This is a genomic window from Acinetobacter silvestris, assembly GCF_002135235.1.
GTDB classification, from domain to species: domain Bacteria; phylum Pseudomonadota; class Gammaproteobacteria; order Pseudomonadales; family Moraxellaceae; genus Acinetobacter; species Acinetobacter silvestris.
The window spans coordinates 75,235-96,308 of record NZ_NEGB01000001.1; the positions used below are offsets into that span (position 1 = coordinate 75,235).

General features: G+C 38.7%; 23 protein-coding genes. 7 read left to right on the forward strand and 16 right to left on the reverse strand.

What is annotated here, in order from left to right:
- Positions 1-4 precede the first annotated feature (4 nt).
- On the forward strand, positions 5-967 hold the full coding sequence (locus B9T28_RS00375; RefSeq protein WP_086202538.1) for an esterase/lipase family protein: 963 nt from the start codon (positions 5-7) through the stop codon (positions 965-967).
- 63 nt (positions 968-1,030) lie between these two features.
- Here B9T28_RS00375 and rplS read toward each other — a convergent pair whose 3' ends face one another.
- The 12 genes from rplS to ispH form a co-directional block, all read right to left on the reverse strand.
- Positions 1,031-1,405: a 50S ribosomal protein L19 gene (gene rplS, locus B9T28_RS00380; protein WP_068889114.1), complete on the reverse strand. Its 375-nt coding sequence runs from the start codon at positions 1,403-1,405 to the stop codon at positions 1,031-1,033.
- 142 nt (positions 1,406-1,547) lie between these two features.
- Positions 1,548-2,288, reverse strand: a complete 741-nt coding sequence (gene trmD, locus B9T28_RS00385; RefSeq protein ID WP_086201998.1) for a tRNA (guanosine(37)-N1)-methyltransferase TrmD — start codon at positions 2,286-2,288, stop codon at positions 1,548-1,550.
- Between the two features lie 43 nt (positions 2,289-2,331).
- Complete coding sequence (gene rimM, locus B9T28_RS00390) at positions 2,332-2,880, reverse strand: ribosome maturation factor RimM (RefSeq protein WP_086201999.1); 549 nt, start codon at positions 2,878-2,880, stop codon at positions 2,332-2,334.
- 21 nt (positions 2,881-2,901) lie between these two features.
- A complete protein-coding gene (rpsP, locus tag B9T28_RS00395; protein WP_086202000.1) occupies positions 2,902-3,159 on the reverse strand; it encodes a 30S ribosomal protein S16 in 258 nt (85 codons plus the stop codon).
- Between the two features lie 146 nt (positions 3,160-3,305).
- Positions 3,306-3,776, reverse strand: coding sequence for a type IV pilin protein (locus B9T28_RS00400; RefSeq protein WP_171263421.1), 471 nt, complete (start codon positions 3,774-3,776; stop codon positions 3,306-3,308).
- Positions 3,776-4,378: a type IV pilin protein gene (locus tag B9T28_RS00405; RefSeq protein WP_086202002.1), complete on the reverse strand. Its 603-nt coding sequence runs from the start codon at positions 4,376-4,378 to the stop codon at positions 3,776-3,778. The genes B9T28_RS00400 and B9T28_RS00405 overlap by 1 nt, the downstream gene beginning before the upstream one ends.
- Complete coding sequence (locus tag B9T28_RS00410) at positions 4,366-8,118, reverse strand: VWA domain-containing protein (protein WP_434057113.1); 3,753 nt, start codon at positions 8,116-8,118, stop codon at positions 4,366-4,368. Before B9T28_RS00410 ends, B9T28_RS00405 begins: the two co-directional genes overlap by 13 nt.
- 56 nt (positions 8,119-8,174) lie before the next feature.
- Complete coding sequence (locus B9T28_RS00415) at positions 8,175-8,996, reverse strand: pilus assembly PilX family protein (protein ID WP_086202003.1); 822 nt, start codon at positions 8,994-8,996, stop codon at positions 8,175-8,177.
- On the reverse strand, positions 8,993-9,991 hold the full coding sequence (locus B9T28_RS00420; protein ID WP_252053398.1) for a PilW family protein: 999 nt from the start codon (positions 9,989-9,991) through the stop codon (positions 8,993-8,995). Before B9T28_RS00420 ends, B9T28_RS00415 begins: the two co-directional genes overlap by 4 nt.
- Entirely contained in the window at positions 9,991-10,533 is a 543-nt protein-coding gene (gene pilV, locus B9T28_RS00425) for a type IV pilus modification protein PilV (protein ID WP_086202004.1), read from the reverse strand. Before pilV ends, B9T28_RS00420 begins: the two co-directional genes overlap by 1 nt.
- On the reverse strand, positions 10,534-11,034 hold the full coding sequence (locus tag B9T28_RS00430) for a GspH/FimT family pseudopilin (RefSeq protein WP_086202005.1): 501 nt from the start codon (positions 11,032-11,034) through the stop codon (positions 10,534-10,536). It abuts the gene before it with no gap.
- A gap of 160 nt (positions 11,035-11,194) precedes the next feature.
- Complete coding sequence (gene ispH / locus B9T28_RS00435; RefSeq protein WP_086202006.1) at positions 11,195-12,145, reverse strand: 4-hydroxy-3-methylbut-2-enyl diphosphate reductase; 951 nt, start codon at positions 12,143-12,145, stop codon at positions 11,195-11,197.
- Positions 12,146-12,280: 135 nt separating this feature from the next.
- On the opposite strand from ispH, the gene gmk reads away from it, so the two are divergent.
- From gmk to bfr, 6 genes are all read left to right on the forward strand, one after another.
- On the forward strand, positions 12,281-12,901 hold the full coding sequence (gmk, locus tag B9T28_RS00440; protein WP_086202007.1) for a guanylate kinase: 621 nt from the start codon (positions 12,281-12,283) through the stop codon (positions 12,899-12,901).
- 90 nt (positions 12,902-12,991) lie between these two features.
- On the forward strand, positions 12,992-13,273 hold the full coding sequence (gene rpoZ, locus B9T28_RS00445; RefSeq protein WP_086202008.1) for a DNA-directed RNA polymerase subunit omega: 282 nt from the start codon (positions 12,992-12,994) through the stop codon (positions 13,271-13,273).
- Positions 13,274-13,476: 203 nt separating this feature from the next.
- The gene (locus tag B9T28_RS00450; RefSeq protein ID WP_086202009.1) at positions 13,477-15,582 is read left to right on the forward strand and encodes a RelA/SpoT family protein; all 2,106 of its coding nucleotides are present in this window, start codon (positions 13,477-13,479) and stop codon (positions 15,580-15,582) included.
- 73 nt (positions 15,583-15,655) lie between these two features.
- A complete protein-coding gene (locus B9T28_RS00455) occupies positions 15,656-16,036 on the forward strand; it encodes a RidA family protein (protein WP_086202010.1) in 381 nt (126 codons plus the stop codon).
- A 174-nt stretch (positions 16,037-16,210) separates the two neighbouring features.
- A complete protein-coding gene (locus B9T28_RS00460; protein WP_086202011.1) occupies positions 16,211-16,405 on the forward strand; it encodes a bacterioferritin-associated ferredoxin in 195 nt (64 codons plus the stop codon).
- 240 nt (positions 16,406-16,645) lie between these two features.
- Complete coding sequence (bfr, locus tag B9T28_RS00465) at positions 16,646-17,110, forward strand: heteropolymeric bacterioferritin subunit Bfr (RefSeq protein WP_086202012.1); 465 nt, start codon at positions 16,646-16,648, stop codon at positions 17,108-17,110.
- A 57-nt stretch (positions 17,111-17,167) separates the two neighbouring features.
- On the opposite strand, the gene B9T28_RS00470 is transcribed toward bfr, so the two are convergent.
- The 4 genes from B9T28_RS00470 to B9T28_RS00485 all read right to left on the reverse strand — a co-directional run bounded on the left by B9T28_RS00470 (position 17,168) and on the right by B9T28_RS00485 (position 20,972).
- Positions 17,168-18,811 (reverse strand): O-antigen ligase family protein, encoded by a 1,644-nt coding sequence (locus B9T28_RS00470; protein WP_086202013.1) that lies wholly within the window; start codon positions 18,809-18,811, stop codon positions 17,168-17,170.
- A gap of 296 nt (positions 18,812-19,107) precedes the next feature.
- On the reverse strand, positions 19,108-19,536 hold the full coding sequence (locus B9T28_RS00475) for a pilin (RefSeq protein WP_086202014.1): 429 nt from the start codon (positions 19,534-19,536) through the stop codon (positions 19,108-19,110).
- 136 nt (positions 19,537-19,672) lie between these two features.
- Positions 19,673-20,413 (reverse strand): TfpX/TfpZ family type IV pilin accessory protein, encoded by a 741-nt coding sequence (gene tfpZ, locus B9T28_RS00480; RefSeq protein ID WP_086202015.1) that lies wholly within the window; start codon positions 20,411-20,413, stop codon positions 19,673-19,675.
- Positions 20,414-20,489: 76 nt separating this feature from the next.
- Positions 20,490-20,972, reverse strand: coding sequence for a pilin (locus B9T28_RS00485; protein ID WP_086202016.1), 483 nt, complete (start codon positions 20,970-20,972; stop codon positions 20,490-20,492).
- Positions 20,973-21,074: the final 102 nt, after the last annotated feature.

Here is a 21,074-nt window from a genome sequence, read left to right on the forward strand (position 1 = left end):
CCATATCTTTAAAATCTCACTCATCACACTGATCTGCGGATTTTCTGCATCAACCACATTCGCAACCAATTTACAAAATGTCAAAAGTTCACTGGTTACATCAAATTATGCAAGAACCAAATATCCAATTGTATTTAATCATGGCATGTTTGGTTTTACTCGCTTAGGTACGGCAAGCTTTGGCATTGATTATTTTTATCAAGTCTTACCTGATTTAGCTCGCAATGGAGCCACGGTATTTGCCACACAAGTTTCACCCTTAGAAAGTACAGAACTGCGTGGTGAACAATTGTTACAGCAAGTGGATGAAGTACTGGCCATCACCGGTGCTACAAAAGTTAATTTAATTGGTCATAGCCATGGAGGACCAACGATTCGCTATATTGAAATTGTTGCCCCAGAAAAAGTCGCTTCACTGACCGCAGTGGCTGGAACGATCAAAGGCTCAAAAGTAGCCGATGATATTTTAAATAACACTACCGCTAAAACACTATTGACGATTGTCGGGCAATATATTCTTGCACCCGTGACCAGCTTACTGGAAGGCAATCCCAGCTTGCCCAATAATTTGGAGCACTCACTAAAAAGTATCAGTGAACAAGGTGCAGCAGAATTTAATGCTCAATACCCAAGTGCCGCCATTCCCAAAGATTGTAGTCAGGGTCAAAAAATTACCAATAATGGTGTGTATCATTATTCATGGACAGGCACATCACAAGTCACCAATATTTTTGATGTTGTAGATAGTGCCATCTCTCAATTAGCCCCATTATCTTATAAGAATAGAGATAATGATGGCTTAGTCAGTCGATGTAATACCCATTTGGGGCAAGTCATTCGTGATAATTATGATCAAAGTCACTTAGATCAAGTCAATCAAATTCTTGGATTACGTGCCCTGTTCTCGCCTGATCCTGTGGCTCAGTATCGGCAACAGGCCAATCGTTTAAAACTTGAAGGTTTATAAAAAATTAGAAATAAAAAAAATGCGCCTTTAAGGCGCATTTTTTGACTCGTATAAAACTTAAAATTAAGCTTTAACTTTACGAGCTGGTAATTTTTCACGGATACGTGCAGCTTTACCAGACAATTCGCGTAGGTAATAAAGTTTAGCACGACGAACAGCACCACGACGTTTAACTTCAACTTTAGCTACGATTGGAGAATGTGTTTGGAAAACACGTTCAACACCAACACCGCTCGAAATTTTACGTACTGTAAATGCAGAGTTTAAACCACGGTTTTTAATCGCAATTACCACACCTTCGAAAGCCTGAAGACGTTCACGATCGCCCTCTTTAACTTTTACAGAAACAATAACTGTATCACCTGGTGCAAATGCAGGTAGATCAGTTCTTAATTGCGCATTTTCAATAATTTGTACTAAAGGATGCTTACCGCTCATGGGGGTATCTCCAAAGTGCGAGTCAGAAGAGGTCTAATCATCGCTAGGTATAGAGGCTAAGCGCATATACCCGATTATCTTTCTCTTTATTATTGACCATCTCAATCAATAAAGAGCCTATTAAAGAATATTTAAATTAAATTTAAATATTTATATCTTTAAGCCATTTTTTCTGCTGCTTTGTCAGTTCCACCTTGTCGACCAACTCTGGACGACGCTCAAGCGTACGCTGATAACGCTGCACAAAACGCCATTTTTCAATATTGGCATGATGCCCAGATTTCAAAACCTCAGGCACATCCAAACCCTCAAAATGATCAGGCTTAGTATATTGTGGGCAATCTAAAAGACCATCCACAAATGAGTCTTGCACGTGTGATTGTTCATCAGACATTGCACCCGGAAGTCTCCGAATAATACTGTCCAATAAAACCATCGCAGGAAGCTCGCCACCCGATAATACGTAATCACCAATCGACCATTCCTGATCAACATATTGCTGGATCAAACGCTCATCAACACCTTCATAACGCCCACAAAGCACAATCAATCCATCATATTCGACAAACTGTTGTACTGCAGCTTCATTTAAGGTCTTTCCTTGTGGGGACATATACACCACAGGAACATGAACGCATCCTGCTCGCGAAGCAAGCTCTTTGGCATGTTTGATTGCTTGAGACAAAGGCTCAGCCATCATCACCATACCTGGACCACCACCAAATGGACGTTCATCCACTCGTTTGTAGTTGCCCTCAGCATAATCACGAGGATTAATACAAGTTACTTGTACAATGTCACGTTTTGCTGCACGCCCGCTAATACCGTAGGCTGTAATCGCTTCAAACATTTCAGGAAAAAGCGTAATGACTGCAAAAAACATCGCAGACTCCTCTATTTTCCGAATGCATTAATCCTGTTAAGGATTAGTAATCTACGCCCCAATTAACGTAAATACGACCAGCTTCTAGATCAACACGCTGTACCACATCTTTATGCCATGGAATCATACGCTCTTCAGCATCAACGCTATCAGGTGTTGCGTGAACCACCATCACATCGTTAGCACCTGTCTCAAACATTTCATAGATTTTACCGAGATTTACTTCTTGTTCAGTATCATCCAAACCTAACACTGTTAAGCCTTTCAAATCTGTCCAGTAAAACTCATCCATTCCTGCTTTCGGAAGTTGCGATTGAGAAATCCAAACATTGGTTCCAACCAAGCTATCCGCTCCAGTGCGATCACTCACACCCTTAAGCGAAACAACTAAGCCTTTGCCATGCGGTTTCCAACGTTTTACATCTACACTCTGCCAACCTTCTTTGGTCTCAATGTACCAAGGAAGATAGTCAAAGATGTTGCTCATAGGTTCTGTATTGGAATAGATCCAGAGCCACCCATTTAATCCATATGCTGAACGTAACTGTCCAATCTGAATACGATCTTCGGGAACATTCTGTGTTGGTGTCATGGGCTTTCCTACTACAAGTAGTTATGCAGTAGCTGCAGCTTTCTTAGCTTGAGCAGCTAAAGAAGCAACACGTTCAGACGGTTGAGCGCCTAGAGCAACCCAATGAGCAAAACGATCAGCATCTAAACGAATTTTTTCTGCTTGACCTTGAGCTGTAGGGTTAAAGAAACCGATACGTTCGATGAAACGACCGTCACGCGCATTGCGGCTATCAGTTACAATAACTTGATAGAACGGACGTTTTTTAGCACCACCGCGTGCTAGACGAATTACGACCATGATAGAACCTTATAGTTTTTACGGATTATCCCTGTACCGACCATCGGTAGCATTTCAAACCCCTTTCATAGAGGGCAATATTTTACGTTATATTTTCTATGAAAGGAAGATCAAAATTTATTTATCCACAGTTTTGAATTTGGAACTTAGTTGCCGTCCCAATTTGTAGCAGCAGATGGGACACAAGCAGTACCACCGTTTTTATCAGAACCTTTCGTCCAACATCGCTCTCCACGATGATTCAAGATAAGATGTCCATCTCCAGTCTGTGCACCTGTTGGAGTAGCAATTAGTAGCCAGGTATTCACTTTGGCAGCTGTTGCTGTTAAAGGTTGCGTACCATCAATATCCGTTAAAGCCAGATCATATAGTACAGGGCCGGATGTCGGATATACAGCACCGCCAAATACATTAGCAACCGTACGACCTGAAAAATTATTATTAGCCATCTTATAATTTACAAGATTTCGAGAAATTTGCATCATTGCAGACTGCATATCGACTCGTTTTGTTTTAATTACATATTGCTGATAACTTGGATAAGCAATAGCCGTCAAAACTCCAATAATTGCAACTACAATCATCAGTTCCACAAGTGTAAAACCTTTTTGATTCATCACCAGCTCTCCATTCCGTTAGTTGGAGCACCACAGTCTGTATATGCTACGTTAGCTGATGTTTTATTTTTACAACGTAATCCAACACTGGTCAGCAAATAGGTATAATTTTTATTTGCGTCTTTAGACAATGCTTTTATAGCATAACTGCGCCCCAAAGCTGCATCATCTGTCAACTTTTTACTAGTATCTTGTAAATCCATAATTGTAATGACATATTTTATATTGGTACCTGTTGCTCCTTGAGGTAAGTTCACTTCGACTAAAGGATCGTCATTTTTACATCGATTACTTCCATTAATACTGATCGTGCCGCCATATAAATATTTAGGATCAAAACATCGATAAGTAAAATTTTTAGCTCTAAATCGCTCCAATTGTTCCGCAATTTTTTGGATTTCTTGTTCCGCAGCGGATGCTTGGTTACGCCTTACATACTCCTGATATGAAGGAATCGCAATTACAGCAAAAATTGTAATAATGACCACCACGACCATTAGCTCAACAAGGGTAAATCCTTGTTGAGCTTTTTTAAGTCCACTTACCTTTAAATAAGTGGACTGGACAATAGATGAGCTGAACTCAGGGTTTATTTGATCCATTTATCATACCATCGTGTTGGATTAATAATCTGCTGGCAGCTCCATTTTCCAGTTCCCTTTTCATTACCAGTGAGTGTTTTATCTGAGCATGCTCCCGGACCGGCAATTGGAGCAAGTGCTAAACCACGAATCCCCGAACCGATTGGATCACTGTTACACTCAGCCACCCCAGGAGGACAGTCTGTTGTTTTAGTTTGGAAGCCTGTTTTACTTTCACGACCACCTGGCCCACTGTCTACCGTTCCATCAGATTTTAAACAGGCTCCAAATGGCAAGCAGTACTTCTGACGGTCAGTTTCGCCGACGATTCTTGGCTTACATGGATCTTGATCCGCAATTCCCGTACCTTGAGGATCATAGACTGGAATAATAAGATTTCCAGTTATTGCAAATGGCTCTTCATAGGCTTTCATACCGCCAGCCACACGAAATGCCGTACCACCTCGTTCAGCACCAGTACTCATGCTCGATAAGGAGCGATACCATCCCTCTTTAATGCTACTACTAGAACCAAAGAATTTATTAGCAACTAGACCAGTCAATAGTTGTGGGTTTTGTTGTAATTTATCTAAAGTAATAGCAACTGTTTTTAAACTTGCAGTAGATTTCATCAGTGCTGGATTTATAAAATCTCGGTCTATCAAACCATAAACATTATTAACTGAGCGGTCATTGAGTGCTGTGGTTGGTAATAACTTTTCACGCCCAACTGTTGGCACAACATCCAAAGGTGTACTTCGATTCCCTGAAGCAAGACCAACTACTAGGAATGTATTCGCACCTTCATCATGAATTGTTAGTGTTGGTGCTTCATAAAAACGAGGTGCTTTGCTACCAGTATAATCCCACTTATTATTTGTAGTATCGTTACTCGCTAAATTCGCAATTCGTGCAACACGCACACCAAAATTACTATAGCTTGAGCCTGTTTGAGTTTGATAGTTATCAAAATCAGCACGGAATACCTGCCCACCTAGATCACCAAAATACAAGTTATCAATTAGACCATCACCATCGCGATCTATTGCACCAATACGACTGACAATACTATGTAGAAGATATTTTTTATCACCATCTGCTGAGTTCGCACTATAGGTTGTAGACCAGATTAACTCACCTGTTGTCGCATCAACCATATACACGGCATTACCTTGCGCCTGAGTTTTACTATTACAAGTTGTATCAGGAAAATCTGTATCTGAAACTTTCGTATTTAGAGCAAATCTTGGATTTTCATAACATTGGTCATAGCCACCACCGACAATCATGACCCGACGGTTTTTGCCTTGATAACGGACATTAGCCAATACTGGCTTGGACCATGACTGCCCCATACGGCTAAATCCAGTAACATCTGCTCCCAATCTGAATAATAACTTAGGACTTGCAGGATTGAGGACATCAAGGCCATAGTAACTCCCGCCCCCCATGCGCATACCACCATAAATATTCATGGTCAGTGCTTTTACTGTACTGGTCTCAGCTGATGAAGAACCACGTTGAGTTTTATAAGTAGAGTCAGAAATCCATGCCCCATCTGTACCTGATACAGGTGAATTATCATCGGTCTGACCTTTGATTAATGCCTTAGAACCTAATTTACTTCTTAAAAGTTCAGCAGGCACAAAAACCATCTGTTCTTGACCAGTCTGACTATCCGCTATATGTAAGCCACCATCCATCGTTCCATACAGAACCGATTGATTGCGAGTATTGGTTAAAGTACCTGTTTCATCCAAAGTACCTGAATATGTCAACTGTACAGGTAATGAATGGATACTTCCGCCCATCGCCAAATGTGGTGCTTTAGGTATTTCTAGCGTATCAGGCAGTTTAGTTGCTGTCTCATCATAAGGGATGCTAAATCCAAGATAATTCAGTAATTTAATTTTTGTTAAAACAGGAAAATCTTTTAAAGTCGTTTGCGATTTAAATTGAGAGAGTACATATGCTGCTGCTCCACTAGTTGGAATCGTTCCACCTGGAACTTTTAACAGACTCGTATTATTACCAGCATTTGTTAAATTCGCAGCATCATTTGCATTTACATCAGTAAATAAGTTTCGCACCGCATTTGCATTTGCTGCATATGCATATTGTGGCGGTTTAATTTTGAGGTCTTCTGCTTGCCCAAGAATTGGCATAGGAACTTTAGAATATGCTCCACCTAGACGAATAATCCCTCCATCATTATAATTGTTCCCACTATAGACACTACTATTGTTCCATAAGTCTTTAGTTCCTGTGTTAAAGCCACCCTGTTTATCATAAACTAATGTAGCTCCATCTGCTGCGGCAAAAGCACCTGCGTTAGCTCCCTTTTGTATAACTTGATATTTTTTCAAGTTACCAGCCCAAGCAAGATCAGTACCCTGTGGGTTAGGCTCTAAACCACGTAAATAACCATAGGGTTGTAAACCTGATGGATTTAAATTATCCACCGGCACAGAAATTGCACCAGTCGTCAATGGTTCTAAAGGCGCTTTGCCCAGATTATTAATAAATGCAATAACACTATCAGTCACGCCCTGTTGAGATTGTGTCTTAAAGAACCCCCCATTGCCATATCCTGGATATGTCAATGCAAGTGATCCATTCTGACCAGGAGAGCAAGCATCATCTCCTGTACGATCCGGCTGCGTTCTTGAACTTAATTTACATGCCTGCTGAACATGAGTATCAGTTAAGGTATTAAAGTCACTACCGAAACCAACAAATGCGGTCTGAATAGATATCCCAGCCGGATTACTATTTTTATCAAATAATTTTTTTGCATATTCACCCATGCAATTCCAGGCAGCATCTGTACCTGAAACTAATCCACCAGTTGTTGGACATGAAAATCCTGCGCCATTATTACTCAATGTTGTGGACATTAATGCATTCGCTTCTGATGCACTCGAACCATTCGCCTCACCATCGGACAAGACATACACACCTTGTCCATCACAAGTTACCCGATCTGCCGGAGCAGGTAGAGGAGAAATATAATTATACGAATTCTTTACAGAAGAATCAGAAGCATAAAACCCACTATTCACAGGCGGATTTAGTGTAAAAGCACCTGTTTTACTATAACAAGTTCCCTTGCTATTTTTGCCATTCATTATCACTGTACAACTTTTTGAATTTGTACCTAGCTCTGCAGCAGGTGGTGTGGATGATGCAGTCCAACTCGAACATTTATCCCCCTGAATGGTGTCACAAACATACCAATCTCCACTGGCATAAAAATAAACAGGAACAACTGAGTTCCCTACATTATATTCGTACTTACGTAAGGTTGTAGTTCCCATTAAATAAGCTGCTGCCTCAGCATAAGCATGTGCTGTGGGCGTACCACCAGAGGCTGTTAAGTTTTTGACTGCATCTTTTAATTTTACTCGCTGTGCAGAACCAACCTCATCTAAAGTTTTGGCTTCCACTAAAATCCGAGCAGTCTTACCATCACCACCGACTGAATAATGCCCCAACCCAACTCGAACGTCTTTTAACGTGGGATTATTACTATCCAAAAATGCATTCATACCATTTTTCAATCGTGTTATTCGTGATCCAGTCTGACCGCTATCGCCCCCTCCCATACTTCCAGAAGTATCCAACATCATCACAATCGTTTTTTTACCAGCGGTAGGATTAGCATAAATCTGTAAATCACTTGCCTGAACTACCGAAGAAGCAATCAGTGTTGTACCAACAAAAGCGGAAACAAAAGAAATTCCTCGACTTAATTGCGTCATTTTAGTTTCAAGAACGAACCTATTTTTCTGTTTTTTCATCATTGTTCTCCCACCTTTTAAGGTGCTTCAACTTGAATATCACGGGATCTCATTTCCATTTCTTGGACTTGAGTACTGACTGGAACACCTTTTCCAACTAGGCAGCCAGCCATAGTCTGTTTCCCCTTTAATTCTTTAGCAAGATTATCATTGATATAGCCTACTGTTGCCGAGCTACCAATACACTTTTGAATTTCTTCAATATTATTACGAGAAAAACTTGGCATAATGGCAGTCGAAGTAATACGAATACGAGCTTCAACTTTATCTTTTGCAACAGTTGCTCCTACTGACTGATCAGATCCTCTTTCAAGGTCAGCACCAATTGCAGCGCTCGGTTCTGAAATTACTTTAACAGCAACTTGAGTCACCACAGCTTCGCGCGAACTGCCAAAATCTTTTGTTAAATCACAAAACCCACTACGATTGTTATAAACTGAATCAATAGTCGCTTTAGTATCTGAAGCTACAGTCTCATCTGGTGGAATTAAAACGGTCGTGTCAAATGCACTATCCACAATTTCTTTCGAAGTTGGCTTATAACAAAAGACAACCTCTTTACCAGGACTTGCTTTGTGTAATGCAATTGCCTGACCTACGGCGGTAGTTATTTGCGTTAAGTGTCCATAATCTGACACATTCAAAAAATAATTACTTGGAGTATCCCCTGTTTGAGATAAAAGCTGTCCAACCTGACTATTCGTCGCAATATTCAACGATGTCATCGCTGTACGAATTCCCATAATCCCCATAATCGTAATCAGCACTAACATAATTAAAACAACTATTAAGGTTGCTCCACGCTGGTGATGCATTTTCATTTTAGAATTTGAGTTCATCGAGGTACCCCCAAACCATTTCGCATAGCAACTGATGTTGTATAAACTCGGCGCGCATACTGTGTTTTGGCATCATTAAGCGTAACGCTTTGATTCAAAATTAATATTTTTTTCGTTAAATCAATATTTTTATTTTTAGTATCATCTAATGAACGCACAAGAACGGCCATTTTCACCAATACTATCCGTGGTGGTTCTTCGGCAGGTGTTTTTGCTCTTGCTGTATTTGCTGCTGCTCGATATTGATTAATCGTGTAATAGGCTAAATTATTATTACTGTCACGCGTTCCAAATTGGACAGTAAAGTGATCCACACGTGGCATAATAATCTGTCCAGCATCACCAAAAGCTGTAATAGTCGTTGGTTTTGCTATTGGATTCGCTCCTAATGCTGTTGGGGTATTAGCATCACATGCAAGACCAAAATTAACTCCTGATGTTGCATCGGCTGGATCACGTCTCAAAAAATAACGCTGAATAACATAATCCCCTTCCTGAACATTCTGCCCTTCACAATTCACCATATCATTTGGTGCAACAAATTGAATGGTGAGTTGATCACTTGTTAAATCAACATTGGATAAACCTTGCCATTCATTTTTCACAGTACTAACATCTTCCTGATTCCCTTTACTGTGACTTAGAAGTCCTGAAGAAATAAATGGTGCAGCTGCTGGATAGGGAATATTCGTTTTGTTATTGGTTGCATCAAGCGCTGTCAACACAATTCCGCCCCATGGCGTTTGATCATTTAAATCTGGACGTACAATATTTCCGAAATTGGCTAAACGAATATCACGAGCCATATAATCTAGCCCAAATACACCACTACTCTGTAATTCCGCATTGGCTTCTTGCATACGAGAAGTCAAAAATCCACCAATAAATAATTGAATTGCAGCAGCAGCAACCAAAAGCCCCAAAACCAAGGCAATCATTAATTCAAGTAATGTAAAACCTTTTTCGACATTCAATGTAGTCATCTTTTTATTCATCAGTATGCCTCCATCATGAGACATTTCGAGTTTGCAGTATAAATACCAGCACTTGACATGCAATTACTCACATCAGCTGTACTAGTCGTTGCTGATAAGGTTGTGTCACCCCATGCAATAAATAAACATTGGCGTTTCACTGGTGCAGCAGATACACCTGGACAATCTGTCATCGTAATATGCATACCGATATCAAAAGCCGATTGGGCTGTATTGTAGGCATCATATATCGCCATTTGCTGTGGCGTACATTTTACTGAAGGGTTCAAACAACTTGCCGCTGGTGCTGTAGGAGCACTGGTTAATGATGTATATCCACGTACTGCTGCTGGATAGCTTGTCTGCCCATCTGGATTTGCTCGAATATTCTCAGCAAGCCCTCTTAAAACAAGCATACCCTGTGAACGTGAAAGTGCTTCTGAAGAGGCATCGACTGCTCTTAACTGTAATACCGTATAACCAAGTACACCTATTGCCAGTAATAACAGTGCGACCAAAACCTCCATCAAGCCAACACCCTTTTGATGTTTTATTATTATCATTTAACAAGTTCCCGTCGTTTGGGTCACATTACCTAATTGCAAAATAGTTATCGTTCGCAATTCTTTGCCTGCACATAAACTCATGGTTTTTTGAGCCCCACTTGAACCTATTTCATTAAATACAATTTGAGTTGCACTGCCAGATTTTAAATCTACCCGAGAATCAATCGCTACTAAGATCACTTGATTTGCAAGTAAATCTGCCTTTTCTTTTGGATCAGTTGTAGTCGTATAATTTACAATCGCTGCCGTCGCACAATCATCTTTTGTGTAAGCTGCCCCAGCAACAGTTTTATTAGGACATACAGCTACAGTTCTCTTCATTACCGAGGCCTGTGACTTTGCAAGATTAAATGCACTGACCAATGCCCGCGTATTACTATTTAACTTCTGACTCAATATAAGTCGATTAAAAGAAGGAACCGCCATCGTGGCAATAATCGCCAATACTGCAATGGTTACCATTAACTCAACCAAGGTAAATCCTTTGTTTTTTTGCATCCCGATCCCCAATAGCAAAACTTTACCCTATTAAAAATAATACCTAACTTAATTACAAATTGAACACATAAAGGATAGAAGGCATAAAAAAACAGATAATTGCCAAAATACAATTACCTGTCAAATTAAGAATTTAAAGAGAGTGTTACCTCTTTAACAGTTATGCCTGAATTACAGAGATACGTAACTCTTTAGGTAAACTAAATGTAATATTTTCTTCACGACCACTCAGTTCTTGTGGTGCTGTTGCACCCCAGTCTTGTAAACGCTGAATCACTTGCTTAATTAAAATCTCTGGGGCGGATGCACCTGCTGTCACCCCAATTTTATCAGCGGTATTAAACCACTCCTGCTTAAGCTCATCGGCATTATCAACCAGATAAGCATGTTTCCCCATACGTTCGGCCAACTCACGTAATCGATTAGAATTCGAGGAATTTGGTGAACCCACAACTAAAACAACATCGCATTGATTGGCTAAATCACGCACTGCATCTTGACGATTTTGCGTGGCATAACAAATATCATCTTTACGCGGACCTTGAATTTTTGGGAATTTACGACGCAAAGCATCAATAACTTTCGCAGTATCATCAATCGATAAGGTAGTTTGGGTCACGAAAGCGACTTTTTCAGGATGATGTACATTTAAAGAAGCGACATCCTCCTCATCTTCTACCAAATAAATATCGCCGCCATTCTTTTTGTCATATTGCCCCATAGTTCCTTCAACTTCTGGATGACCTTCATGACCAATGAGAATGGCTTCAGTACCTTCACGTGCATATTTGGTGACTTCAATATGCACTTTCGTCACCAAAGGACAAGTTGCATCAAATACTTTTAAACCACGACGCTCTGCTTCTTGTTGAACGGCTTTCGATACGCCATGCGCACTAAAAATTACAATATTATCATCAGGAACTTCATCGAGCTCCTCGACAAAAATAGCACCGCGCTGACGTAAATCATCGACCACAAACTTATTATGCACAACTTCATGGCGTACATAAATAGGCGGATTAAAACATTCAAGCGCACGGTTGACGATCGCAATTGCTCGGTCGACACCTGCACAGAAACCACGTGGATTCGCCAATACAATTTCCATAAAGCCCTCAACCTTCGCTTAAATTCTGAGATAAATTTATTGATAAAACTACAAACAAATTGCAAGTTGCTATTTTGTTTGATACTCGTCTACTTTAAAATAGAGAAGATATTTTATCATATCAGGAAAAATATCATGTCGGGTCTATTGTTTGTCGTTTCTGCAGCCTCAGGAACGGGCAAAACATCTCTTGTAAAAGCCCTACTTGAACGTGTCAGCAATTTACACGTTTCTGTTTCTCATACTACGCGTACGCAACGTCCTGGTGAGTTAGATGGTGTGCACTACCATTTTACCAGCAAAGAATCTTTTCTTTCTCTCGTTGAACAAGGTGGATTTATTGAGTTTGCAGAAGTTTTTGGTAACTATTATGGTACCGCTCAAGCGACTGTAAAAGAGCAATTGGCCAAAGGACATGATGTTTTACTTGAAATTGACTGGCAAGGTGCCGAACAAGTTCGTAAACTTTTTCCTGAATCTAAGCAAATCTTTATCTTACCGCCGACTCAATTTGATTTACGCCAACGCTTATCGAATCGTGGTACTGACTCTGTAGAGGTGATTGAACATCGTCTCAGTTGTGCCGTCGAAGATATGCAACAATATGTAAATTTCGACTACATCATTATTAATGATGACTTTAATAAAGCTTTACACGATTTAGAATCCGTCATTAATGCCAATCGCTTGAAGCTTAGTCAGCAAGCCGAGCGCCATCAGCTCTTAATTCAACAACTCATCACTCCACAATCCTGATGAATACCGCGATTAAAACTTGAGTCTATACTGAAAGCATTTTATACTGCGCAGTCTATTTAAAAAATTTATATTCAAACGAGAATTCTTATGGCACGCGTAACCGTTGAAGATTGTTTAGACCATGTGGACAACCGCTTTGAGCTTGTACTAGTGGCAAGCAAACGCGCGCGTCAATTGGCACGTCAAGGTATTGAACCAACTGTAGAATGGGACAATGATAAACCAACTGTTGTTGCTTTACGTGAAATTGCCTCTGGCCATGTCACTAAAGATATTTTAAAACAACGTGATCAAGATTACCAAACGTCTAGCTTAGATTTAGCACTTTCTGCAAATAGCTTGAATTTAGATGGTTTTTCTTTTCAATAAGATTTAACCAATAAAAAAGGCCTAGTTTTCAGACTAGGCCTTTTTTATTTGCGAATCTGATATGAAACATTAGACAAATCGCTAAATATTTGTTAAAAAAATTAAAGTATTTCTTTTTGAAAAAATTGACCAGTAGTGCAATTTTATTTTCATTCAAAGATTGCAAAAAATTTGTCAAATTAAAAATTGAATATAGGTGTTATATGCCAGGTGAAGAGGTCAGCAAAGCCAAGCAACAGCTCAATATGATTATCGATGCATACTTGCCTACAAGTGATGTCGAGCGAGTTCTTGTAGCCTGTGATTATGCTGATATGGCACATTCTGGCATTACCCGTAAAAGTGGTGAACCTTATATTTTACACCCGATTGCGGTCAGCTGCATTTTGGCGCATATGCGTCTTGACGCCGAAACCCTAATGGCTGCTTTGCTACATGACGTCATTGAAGATACCGATTTCACCAAAGATGATATTAGCCAAAAATTTAGCCGAACCGTGGCTGAACTGGTCGATGGTGTAACCAAACTCAGCCATTCTAGCGATAAAGAATATAATAAAGCTGCATCTTTCAGAAAAATTCTCCAAGCCACTTTGCAAGATCCTCGAGTGATCATTATTAAACTCGCCGATCGTTACCACAATATGACAACACTGGGCGCTTTACGTCCAGATAAACGTGCGCGAATTGCACAAGAAACTTTTGATATCTTTGTACCCATGGCACGTTTAGTGGGTATGAATGAAATGGCGGATAATTTAGAACATTTGTGTTATCAAAATCTAGATTTGGATATGTATAACAATATTCAACAATCCTTAGCACAGACCAAACCAGAACGCTGTAAATATCAATCCACTTGGGAACAGAACCTGTCCGACCTGTTAAATACTTATCAAATTCAAGGTCGTATTAAAAAGAAAGACAATAATATTGAATTGTTACGCCACTTTGTTAAAAATGATATTAATCTACACGAACTGACCCACAGTCACGCATTTGAAATTATTCTACAAAGCATTGCCGATTGTGATCGCTTGGTTGAAGCCCTAAAAGAAAATTTTCAAGTTTTACATTATGCCGATCATATTCGCAAACCTTTACCTGGTGGCAATCAATCCTTAATGTTAAAACTCAAAGGCGAAAAAACGACACTTTCCTTGACCATTCAAACCGAATTAATGCGTAAGGCAGCACGTTTTGGTGTGGTGCTTGGTGAAAATGCCCCGCAAGCTTGTCGCTCAGCCATTCAAGCCTCGATGCAAAACCTGAATGTGCTCATAGATGGTGCCTGTGCTAAAACCACGTTTAGTGACCTACTCGATTACTTACATCAAGAAAAAATTTGGGTTTATACCCCACATGGTCAATTACATGAATTACCTCAAGGTGCCACTGTGGTTGATTTTGCATATTCAGCGAGTCTATTTTTAGGCAACCATGCTGTTGGTGCAAAAATAAATGGTGAACTCAAAGCTCTTTCCACGCCATTAGCTAGTGGACAAGTTGTTGAAATTATTACCGATGTATTGGCTACACCGAACCCCGATTGGCTCAGCTTCATTAATACACAAAAAGCGCGCCGTGCCTTACAAAACATCCTGAAAGAACAAGATATAGAAGAACAACGTTTGGTTGGCCAGCAAGCGTTAAATCGTGCATTAAAGTTATTTAACCGCTCAGTCGATGATTTATCTGAAGAGGATTGGATTGATTTACTGCAATGGCGTCACATTCCCAACCAAGAAACCTTATTTGAACAAATTGCTGTAGGTGACTTACTTCCACAACTTGTCGCCAATCATTTATTTGCGCAAGGCCATAATGATAATGCAATATTGTCAGATCGTCTTATTCAAGGCACTGAGGGTGTTGATGTTAAATATGCACATTGTTGCAATCCCGTTTTAGGCGACCCTATTCAAGGTCACCTCTCTCGTCGCGGATTAATCGTACACCGTGCACGTTGCCATAATTTATTACATGAACAACATTTGCATCCTGAAAATATCATGCCTTTGCAATGGACTTCTGATGAAGTCGAAGATGTCAGCTTCACCGCCTATCTCTGCATTGATATGTTACTGAATGATGAGCAGATTTCTGATTTAATTTATCAATGCCGTAAAGCAAAAACTGGGGTTGAAATGGTTCAATCTCAAGATGGTAAAACATACGTCAATATTGTGGTACATAATCGCAAACAAGTTGCACAAATTATCCGAGAGTTACGCATGTTGCTTGGTTTTCCACGAATTTCTCGCTTAAATATGCCTGCTGCACTTATCGCCGTGTCACATGCCAGTTAATTTAGAGACAAGAAAACCTTTCGTGGCGCACTCACTTCCATTATGATGAAATCAGATGAAAAAGGAGAAATTGATGTCCCGCCAAGTGATTCATACTGAAAATGCCCCTGCTGCAATCGGCACCTATTCTCAAGCAATTTTAGCTGGAAACACACTCTATCTTTCTGGACAAATTGGACTAGATTGTTACAGTATGCAGCTGGTTGAAGGAATTGATGCACAAATTCGTCGTGTTTTCGATAATTTAAAAGCCGTGTGTGAAGCTGCAGGTGGCTCTTTAGCAGACATCGCAAAATTGAATATATTCTTAACGGATCTTTCCCACTTCCAACTGGTCAACCAGATTATGGGAGAGTATTTTGCTCAACCCTACCCTGCTCGTGCAGCATTAGGAGTTGCAAGCCTTCCTAAAGATGCTTTGGTTGAAATGGATGGTATTGCAATCATTAATTAATAATTTAATGATTAATCAATAGTTTAATTTTTAACTTTAAATACTACCGATCAGGTGGTATTTTTTTATTCAAAAGTCCAATAAACGCACATATAAATTGAAATGAATTTTATTGACAAGTGATAACAATTATCACTAATATTACATATCGCATTTAATCTTATGGCCCAAAAAATGTACGTATGTTTATGTCGTGGTATCACAGATCAAGATATTAAAGATGCTGTTGCTAATGGTGCTGAAAGTTATCGTGAAATTCGTGATTTACTTGAATTGGGAACATGCTGTGGACGTTGTGCGCCAGAAGCAAAAAGCATCATCAACCAAGAGCTGGCTGAGATTGCTGGTCGCATTTCTATAGCCGCATGAATAAAAGTGCCACAATGAAATCCTCCTAAGGTTAACTTAAACTCATTTTATCTCCGCATCACCATTCAAAGCTCAGTTATTTTTAGTCCAAAATTCAATAACAATTGTTTTTGATTGCGATTTTCATTTGCTGTTCCATAAATCACTCGAAACTCAAGATAAACTTGATTAAGATATCTAGAGTAAATAATAGAGATTGCCTTATGCGATAAGGCAGCGTGAATAAATGGAGTATTAACCATGAAAGGCAATCGAGACATCATCAACCAACTCAATCAGGTTCTTTATCATCACCTGACTGCTATTAACCAATATTTCCTACATTCGCGTATGTTCAATGACTGGGGAATTGAACAATTAGGTTCAGCAGAATATAAAGAATCTATTCGCCAAATGAAACATGCCGATAAGATTATTGAACGCGTGCTATTTTTAGAAGGTTTACCGAATTTACAACATCTAGGCAAACTTTATATTGGTCAACATACTGTAGAAGTTTTGAATTGTGATGTGCGTAAAGTTAAAGAGAATATTGAAGCACTTCAATTAGCCGTCACGCTTTCTGAACAAAATTTAGATTATGTGACACGCGATCTAGTACAAGAAATTTTAGAGAAAGAAGAAGAGTATTGGGATTGGCTCACCACCCAAATTGATTTAGTTGAACATGTGGGTATTGAAAATTATATCCAAAGCCAGATATAAGCATGGCAAAAAAAATCCCCATTTGGGGATTTTTTATTACCTAATGTAAAGCAAATACTATTTAGATACAGGCGCTTTCAAAAGCTCTTCAAATGAACGTTGCTGACCATGCAAAGTTTTTAAGATCCATAATTGATGCTTTGCTTCATCAAACTGGCCATTAAACACAAGCACTTGCGCATATTTATATAGATCATATTTTGAAGCGGTATTCGCAACCATACGTCCCACATGCTGCAATTGTGGTTTAGACATCTTGGTAAAGGGATCTAATCCAATCCACCAAATCCGATCTGAAAATTGATCGAGCAACCAGATTTTCTGTTGCATGACCTGTTGTTGTTCTAAGCTTAGTGGATGTGTTTTAAGTACAATCGAACTTTGCTGCTTATAAAGGTTGTAATCTCGATATATTACTGCAATCAAGAGTAGTGAAAGGATAAATACGCCTCGTACAATCGATACATTTACAGTTATTGACGGTAATCGCGCATATCGTGCTTGAATCACGCCCAATAAAAAACCTAAGGGTAAAAGAAAATAAGCATAATGAATCGGAAATTCAAGCAAAGCATGAATCAGAATGGCACAGACCATTAATATTGCAATCACTGACTCTAAGTCTTGTACACCTTTGTTAAGCCAATAGAGCCAACACGTTAAATAAAGAAGTATCAATGCACCGATTGGAATACCATTCCACACCAACAGATCAAGAATGACATTATGCGCACTTTTAATCCACTCATGGGATGGATATACATCAAATGCTGTGATTTGTGCAATCCCTGTTTGATTCCATCCATAACCTAACCAAGGTTGCTCCGAAATAGCAACCAACATTTGCGACCACATATCTAAGCGTAAATAGCCTGAAGATGCTCGCTCAACCACAGATGCCGTTTCTGCAATTTGCTGATTCGAAATAGCTTCAAGTAGATGATTGAGACTCGGTAAGAAGCTAATAAAGCCAATAAAAATCGCCGTCCATGCCAGTAACTTTATCCAACCAAAACGTTTAGGTTGTTGATATTGTTTCACTCCCCAATAAAGCAATATAAATAAGCAAACCACCCATGATGTTCTAGATTGGGTCAAAGCAATGGTAAATATTAAAATCAATGCACTTGGAATAAGTATCACATTTGGAACTATGCGCTTTTCATAAAAATATAAGCAGGCTAATGTGCCCAAGGTTAAAAACGTGGCTAAATTATTTGGCTGTCCAAAATTTGCAAAAGGTCGATTCCCTTTCAAAATATTCATATATGGGGAAAAATAATGGCTCAGTTGCAACCATTGCAAAATTGCAATTAAACTCGAAATCAAGCCTACGGTGAGTACCAATAAGCTCCAGTTTTTGATGACTTTTTCTCGCGCAGGACTTGTGATTGAAAGGTTATAACCCAACACAACCATCAACCAAAATGCAAATATATAGACAAAGCTCAATAAGGCATTGCTAAAATAAAGGATTTGTCCAAATAGCCACTGTAATAATGGAATAATCAAAATTATGCTGGCAATAATCTGTGGCTTCGCTATTTGTATTTTTTGTTTTAAAAAAGCACCCAATAATGCCAAACCTGAAAGAAAAGTAAGTATTTCACTTTCAAATGTTGTCCAAGGCGTTTGGTGAATTGGAAGCAGCCATGCTGTAGCAATGAGCAATGCTGAAAGGTAAAGAAAGTAAGCTTTCATGAAGTTCAGTTAAAAAAAAACTGAGCACATTATACACTCAGTTTATATTTCGGCATGGGATAATAGTTTTAATCTCATAGCATTGTAAATCAAAAAATTCTACTTTATTTTCCATAGCAACAAAAATATTGTTGGGCTATTTTTAACACTAACTATTGACTAAATAATTGAACTATATCTTATACATCTCAAAATATTAACGATAGAAACTATCATCATAAAATAAGTATTTCCCACATAAACTACATAATATTTTTCAATTTACCATATAAAATACTTAATTTCACTTTGCAACATTACTTACATGCATTACTTCTATACTTTGAGTTCAATGTTCCTGGTGTACATGTCCATGTGGAAGCACCATCAGTAGTTTGAAACAATATAGTTTGGCCATTTGCCATACCAGTTGTCATTGTCATTGTAACTTGACCACTAGGATATGTCCCTACAACCTTATTATCCATTTTTGAGTACTTACCTACCAAATTAACGTTAATTTCATTCGTCGAAGCTACTGCATTAAGATCTACTAATTTTGTCGGCCAAGCTGCACGACTCCAACCATAATCTCCTAATGCAGATTTCATTCCCGAACCCAAAACAACAGCTTCAGATACTTGAGCACGCGTAATATAATTTTGATATTGTGGAACAGCAATCGCTGCCAAAATACCAATTATTGCAACAACAATCATCAATTCAATTAATGTAAAACCTTTCATTATAATTTCCTAGCCATTTAACATTATTTGTATATCAACAGCGATAAAATATTAATAAATACTAGGAAATAAATACATACAATTTTTTTAATTAGCGAAGACTTGACAATAATCGTCACTTAAACAACATTATTTATTAGCTCCACGGTCTTAAATCAATAATTGCTATTGGCTGTGCATTCTCACCAATTAAAACCACCATGTCTTTCGAGAGACTTTTTACTGGTAAAAAACCTATGATTTTAAAATTATTAAAGGCACTTAATTTTTTTTCAACATCTGCTTTTGCATTAAATTTAAATAAATTATCTAAATTCTGAACTTTTGCTTTAATCTGTTCAGATCTATTTTGTAATGACTGATATGTTTCTGGACGACTTGCAAGACTCTTTCCAAACATCTCATCTTGTTTCTGCTGAGATGCAACATGAGGATCTAAAGAATATACAGCGGCAACCCAACGAGGCTGACTAAAAAGCTTAGCTTGATATTCATTATCATTTTTTCTTTTTGAAGTAGAGTCTAAATCTATTGCTCTTACCAACTCTATATCGTCCACCACAAAAACCTGCCAAACGGGTCTGCCTTGAGCAACAGTGTACAGCCCATATACATAGGCTGATAATTGAATCAATACAATAATTAACAAATCCCATTTTAACTCTTTCTTTTTAGGATTAAATATTACAAAGGTGAGCAATGGCCCCAATATTAAATCTATTGCGAGAATCACCCAAAATACCTGTGTCACGCCCATCGCCTGATCTAATGGTGCAGGATACCAAAGTTTAAATACCAAAATAAGTGCAATGCTCAACAATACCAATGAAAATAAAGCATGCACCCCCATCGCATAAAAACGATTTTTCCAATTCAATTATCACTACTCCATTAATTTTTTTAAAAAACAAAAAAGATCCCGTAGGATCTTTTTTAAACACCATAATTAATTATTAAGGCTTACAAGCATTTGGTAAATATTTAACCTCAATTGTCGTACCAGCGCCTTGAGCAGTACCTACTAAAGTGTTACCACAAGCCCAAGTAGAACCACCATCATCAGTAGTATAAGTTAAAGTCTCTTTACCTGCTGCAGCTGCTTTACCATTAGTCATTTTAGCAGTAATCACACCTGCTGGATATTGACCAGTCACAGTATCATTCACTGTTGAGTATTTACCCACTAAGGTCGAATTAATTTCACCAACACCAGGTGTAGCATTTGGGCCAACCAATTTAGATGGCCATCCCGCTTTATCAGCACCGTATTCAGCTAGAGGTGTCTTCAAACCACCCGCTAAAGTTACAGCTTCAGACACTTGACCACGCGTAATATAATCTTGATAAGCAGGAATCGCAATTGCTGCCAAAATACCGATAATCGCAACAACGATCATTAACTCAATAAGGGTAAAACCCTTTTGTACCAATTTCATAACATTCTCCACAATGTTTAAATTTTTATTGCTTTTGCAAGCATTTTTATGTAGCTGGTCAGTTTTATTCTTGTGAAAAAAACGTAAAACTACTGAAACATT

Coding starts and splice junctions, on each gene's coding strand:
- rplS (WP_068889114.1), bottom strand. CDS start 1,405: ATGAGCGGTAAGCATCCTTTAGTACAAATTATTGAAAATGCGCAATTA.
- trmD (WP_086201998.1), bottom strand. CDS start 2,288: ATGTTTTTTGCAGTCATTACGCTTTTTCCTGAAATGTTTGAAGCGATT.
- rimM (WP_086201999.1), bottom strand. CDS start 2,880: ATGACACCAACACAGAATGTTCCCGAAGATCGTATTCAGATTGGACAG.
- rpsP (WP_086202000.1), bottom strand. CDS start 3,159: ATGGTCGTAATTCGTCTAGCACGCGGTGGTGCTAAAAAACGTCCGTTC.
- B9T28_RS00400 (WP_171263421.1), bottom strand. CDS start 3,776: ATGAATCAAAAAGGTTTTACACTTGTGGAACTGATGATTGTAGTTGCA.
- B9T28_RS00405 (WP_086202002.1), bottom strand. CDS start 4,378: ATGGATCAAATAAACCCTGAGTTCAGCTCATCTATTGTCCAGTCCACT.
- B9T28_RS00410 (WP_434057113.1), bottom strand. CDS start 8,118: ATGACGCAATTAAGTCGAGGAATTTCTTTTGTTTCCGCTTTTGTTGGT.
- B9T28_RS00415 (WP_086202003.1), bottom strand. CDS start 8,996: ATGAACTCAAATTCTAAAATGAAAATGCATCACCAGCGTGGAGCAACC.
- B9T28_RS00420 (WP_252053398.1), bottom strand. CDS start 9,991: ATGAATAAAAAGATGACTACATTGAATGTCGAAAAAGGTTTTACATTA.
- pilV (WP_086202004.1), bottom strand. CDS start 10,533: ATGATAATAATAAAACATCAAAAGGGTGTTGGCTTGATGGAGGTTTTG.
- B9T28_RS00430 (WP_086202005.1), bottom strand. CDS start 11,034: ATGCAAAAAAACAAAGGATTTACCTTGGTTGAGTTAATGGTAACCATT.
- ispH (WP_086202006.1), bottom strand. CDS start 12,145: ATGGAAATTGTATTGGCGAATCCACGTGGTTTCTGTGCAGGTGTCGAC.
- gmk (WP_086202007.1), top strand. CDS start 12,281: ATGTCGGGTCTATTGTTTGTCGTTTCTGCAGCCTCAGGAACGGGCAAA.
- rpoZ (WP_086202008.1), top strand. CDS start 12,992: ATGGCACGCGTAACCGTTGAAGATTGTTTAGACCATGTGGACAACCGC.
- B9T28_RS00450 (WP_086202009.1), top strand. CDS start 13,477: ATGCCAGGTGAAGAGGTCAGCAAAGCCAAGCAACAGCTCAATATGATT.
- B9T28_RS00455 (WP_086202010.1), top strand. CDS start 15,656: ATGTCCCGCCAAGTGATTCATACTGAAAATGCCCCTGCTGCAATCGGC.
- B9T28_RS00460 (WP_086202011.1), top strand. CDS start 16,211: ATGTACGTATGTTTATGTCGTGGTATCACAGATCAAGATATTAAAGAT.
- bfr (WP_086202012.1), top strand. CDS start 16,646: ATGAAAGGCAATCGAGACATCATCAACCAACTCAATCAGGTTCTTTAT.
- B9T28_RS00470 (WP_086202013.1), bottom strand. CDS start 18,811: ATGAAAGCTTACTTTCTTTACCTTTCAGCATTGCTCATTGCTACAGCA.
- B9T28_RS00475 (WP_086202014.1), bottom strand. CDS start 19,536: ATGAAAGGTTTTACATTAATTGAATTGATGATTGTTGTTGCAATAATT.
- B9T28_RS00485 (WP_086202016.1), bottom strand. CDS start 20,972: ATGAAATTGGTACAAAAGGGTTTTACCCTTATTGAGTTAATGATCGTT.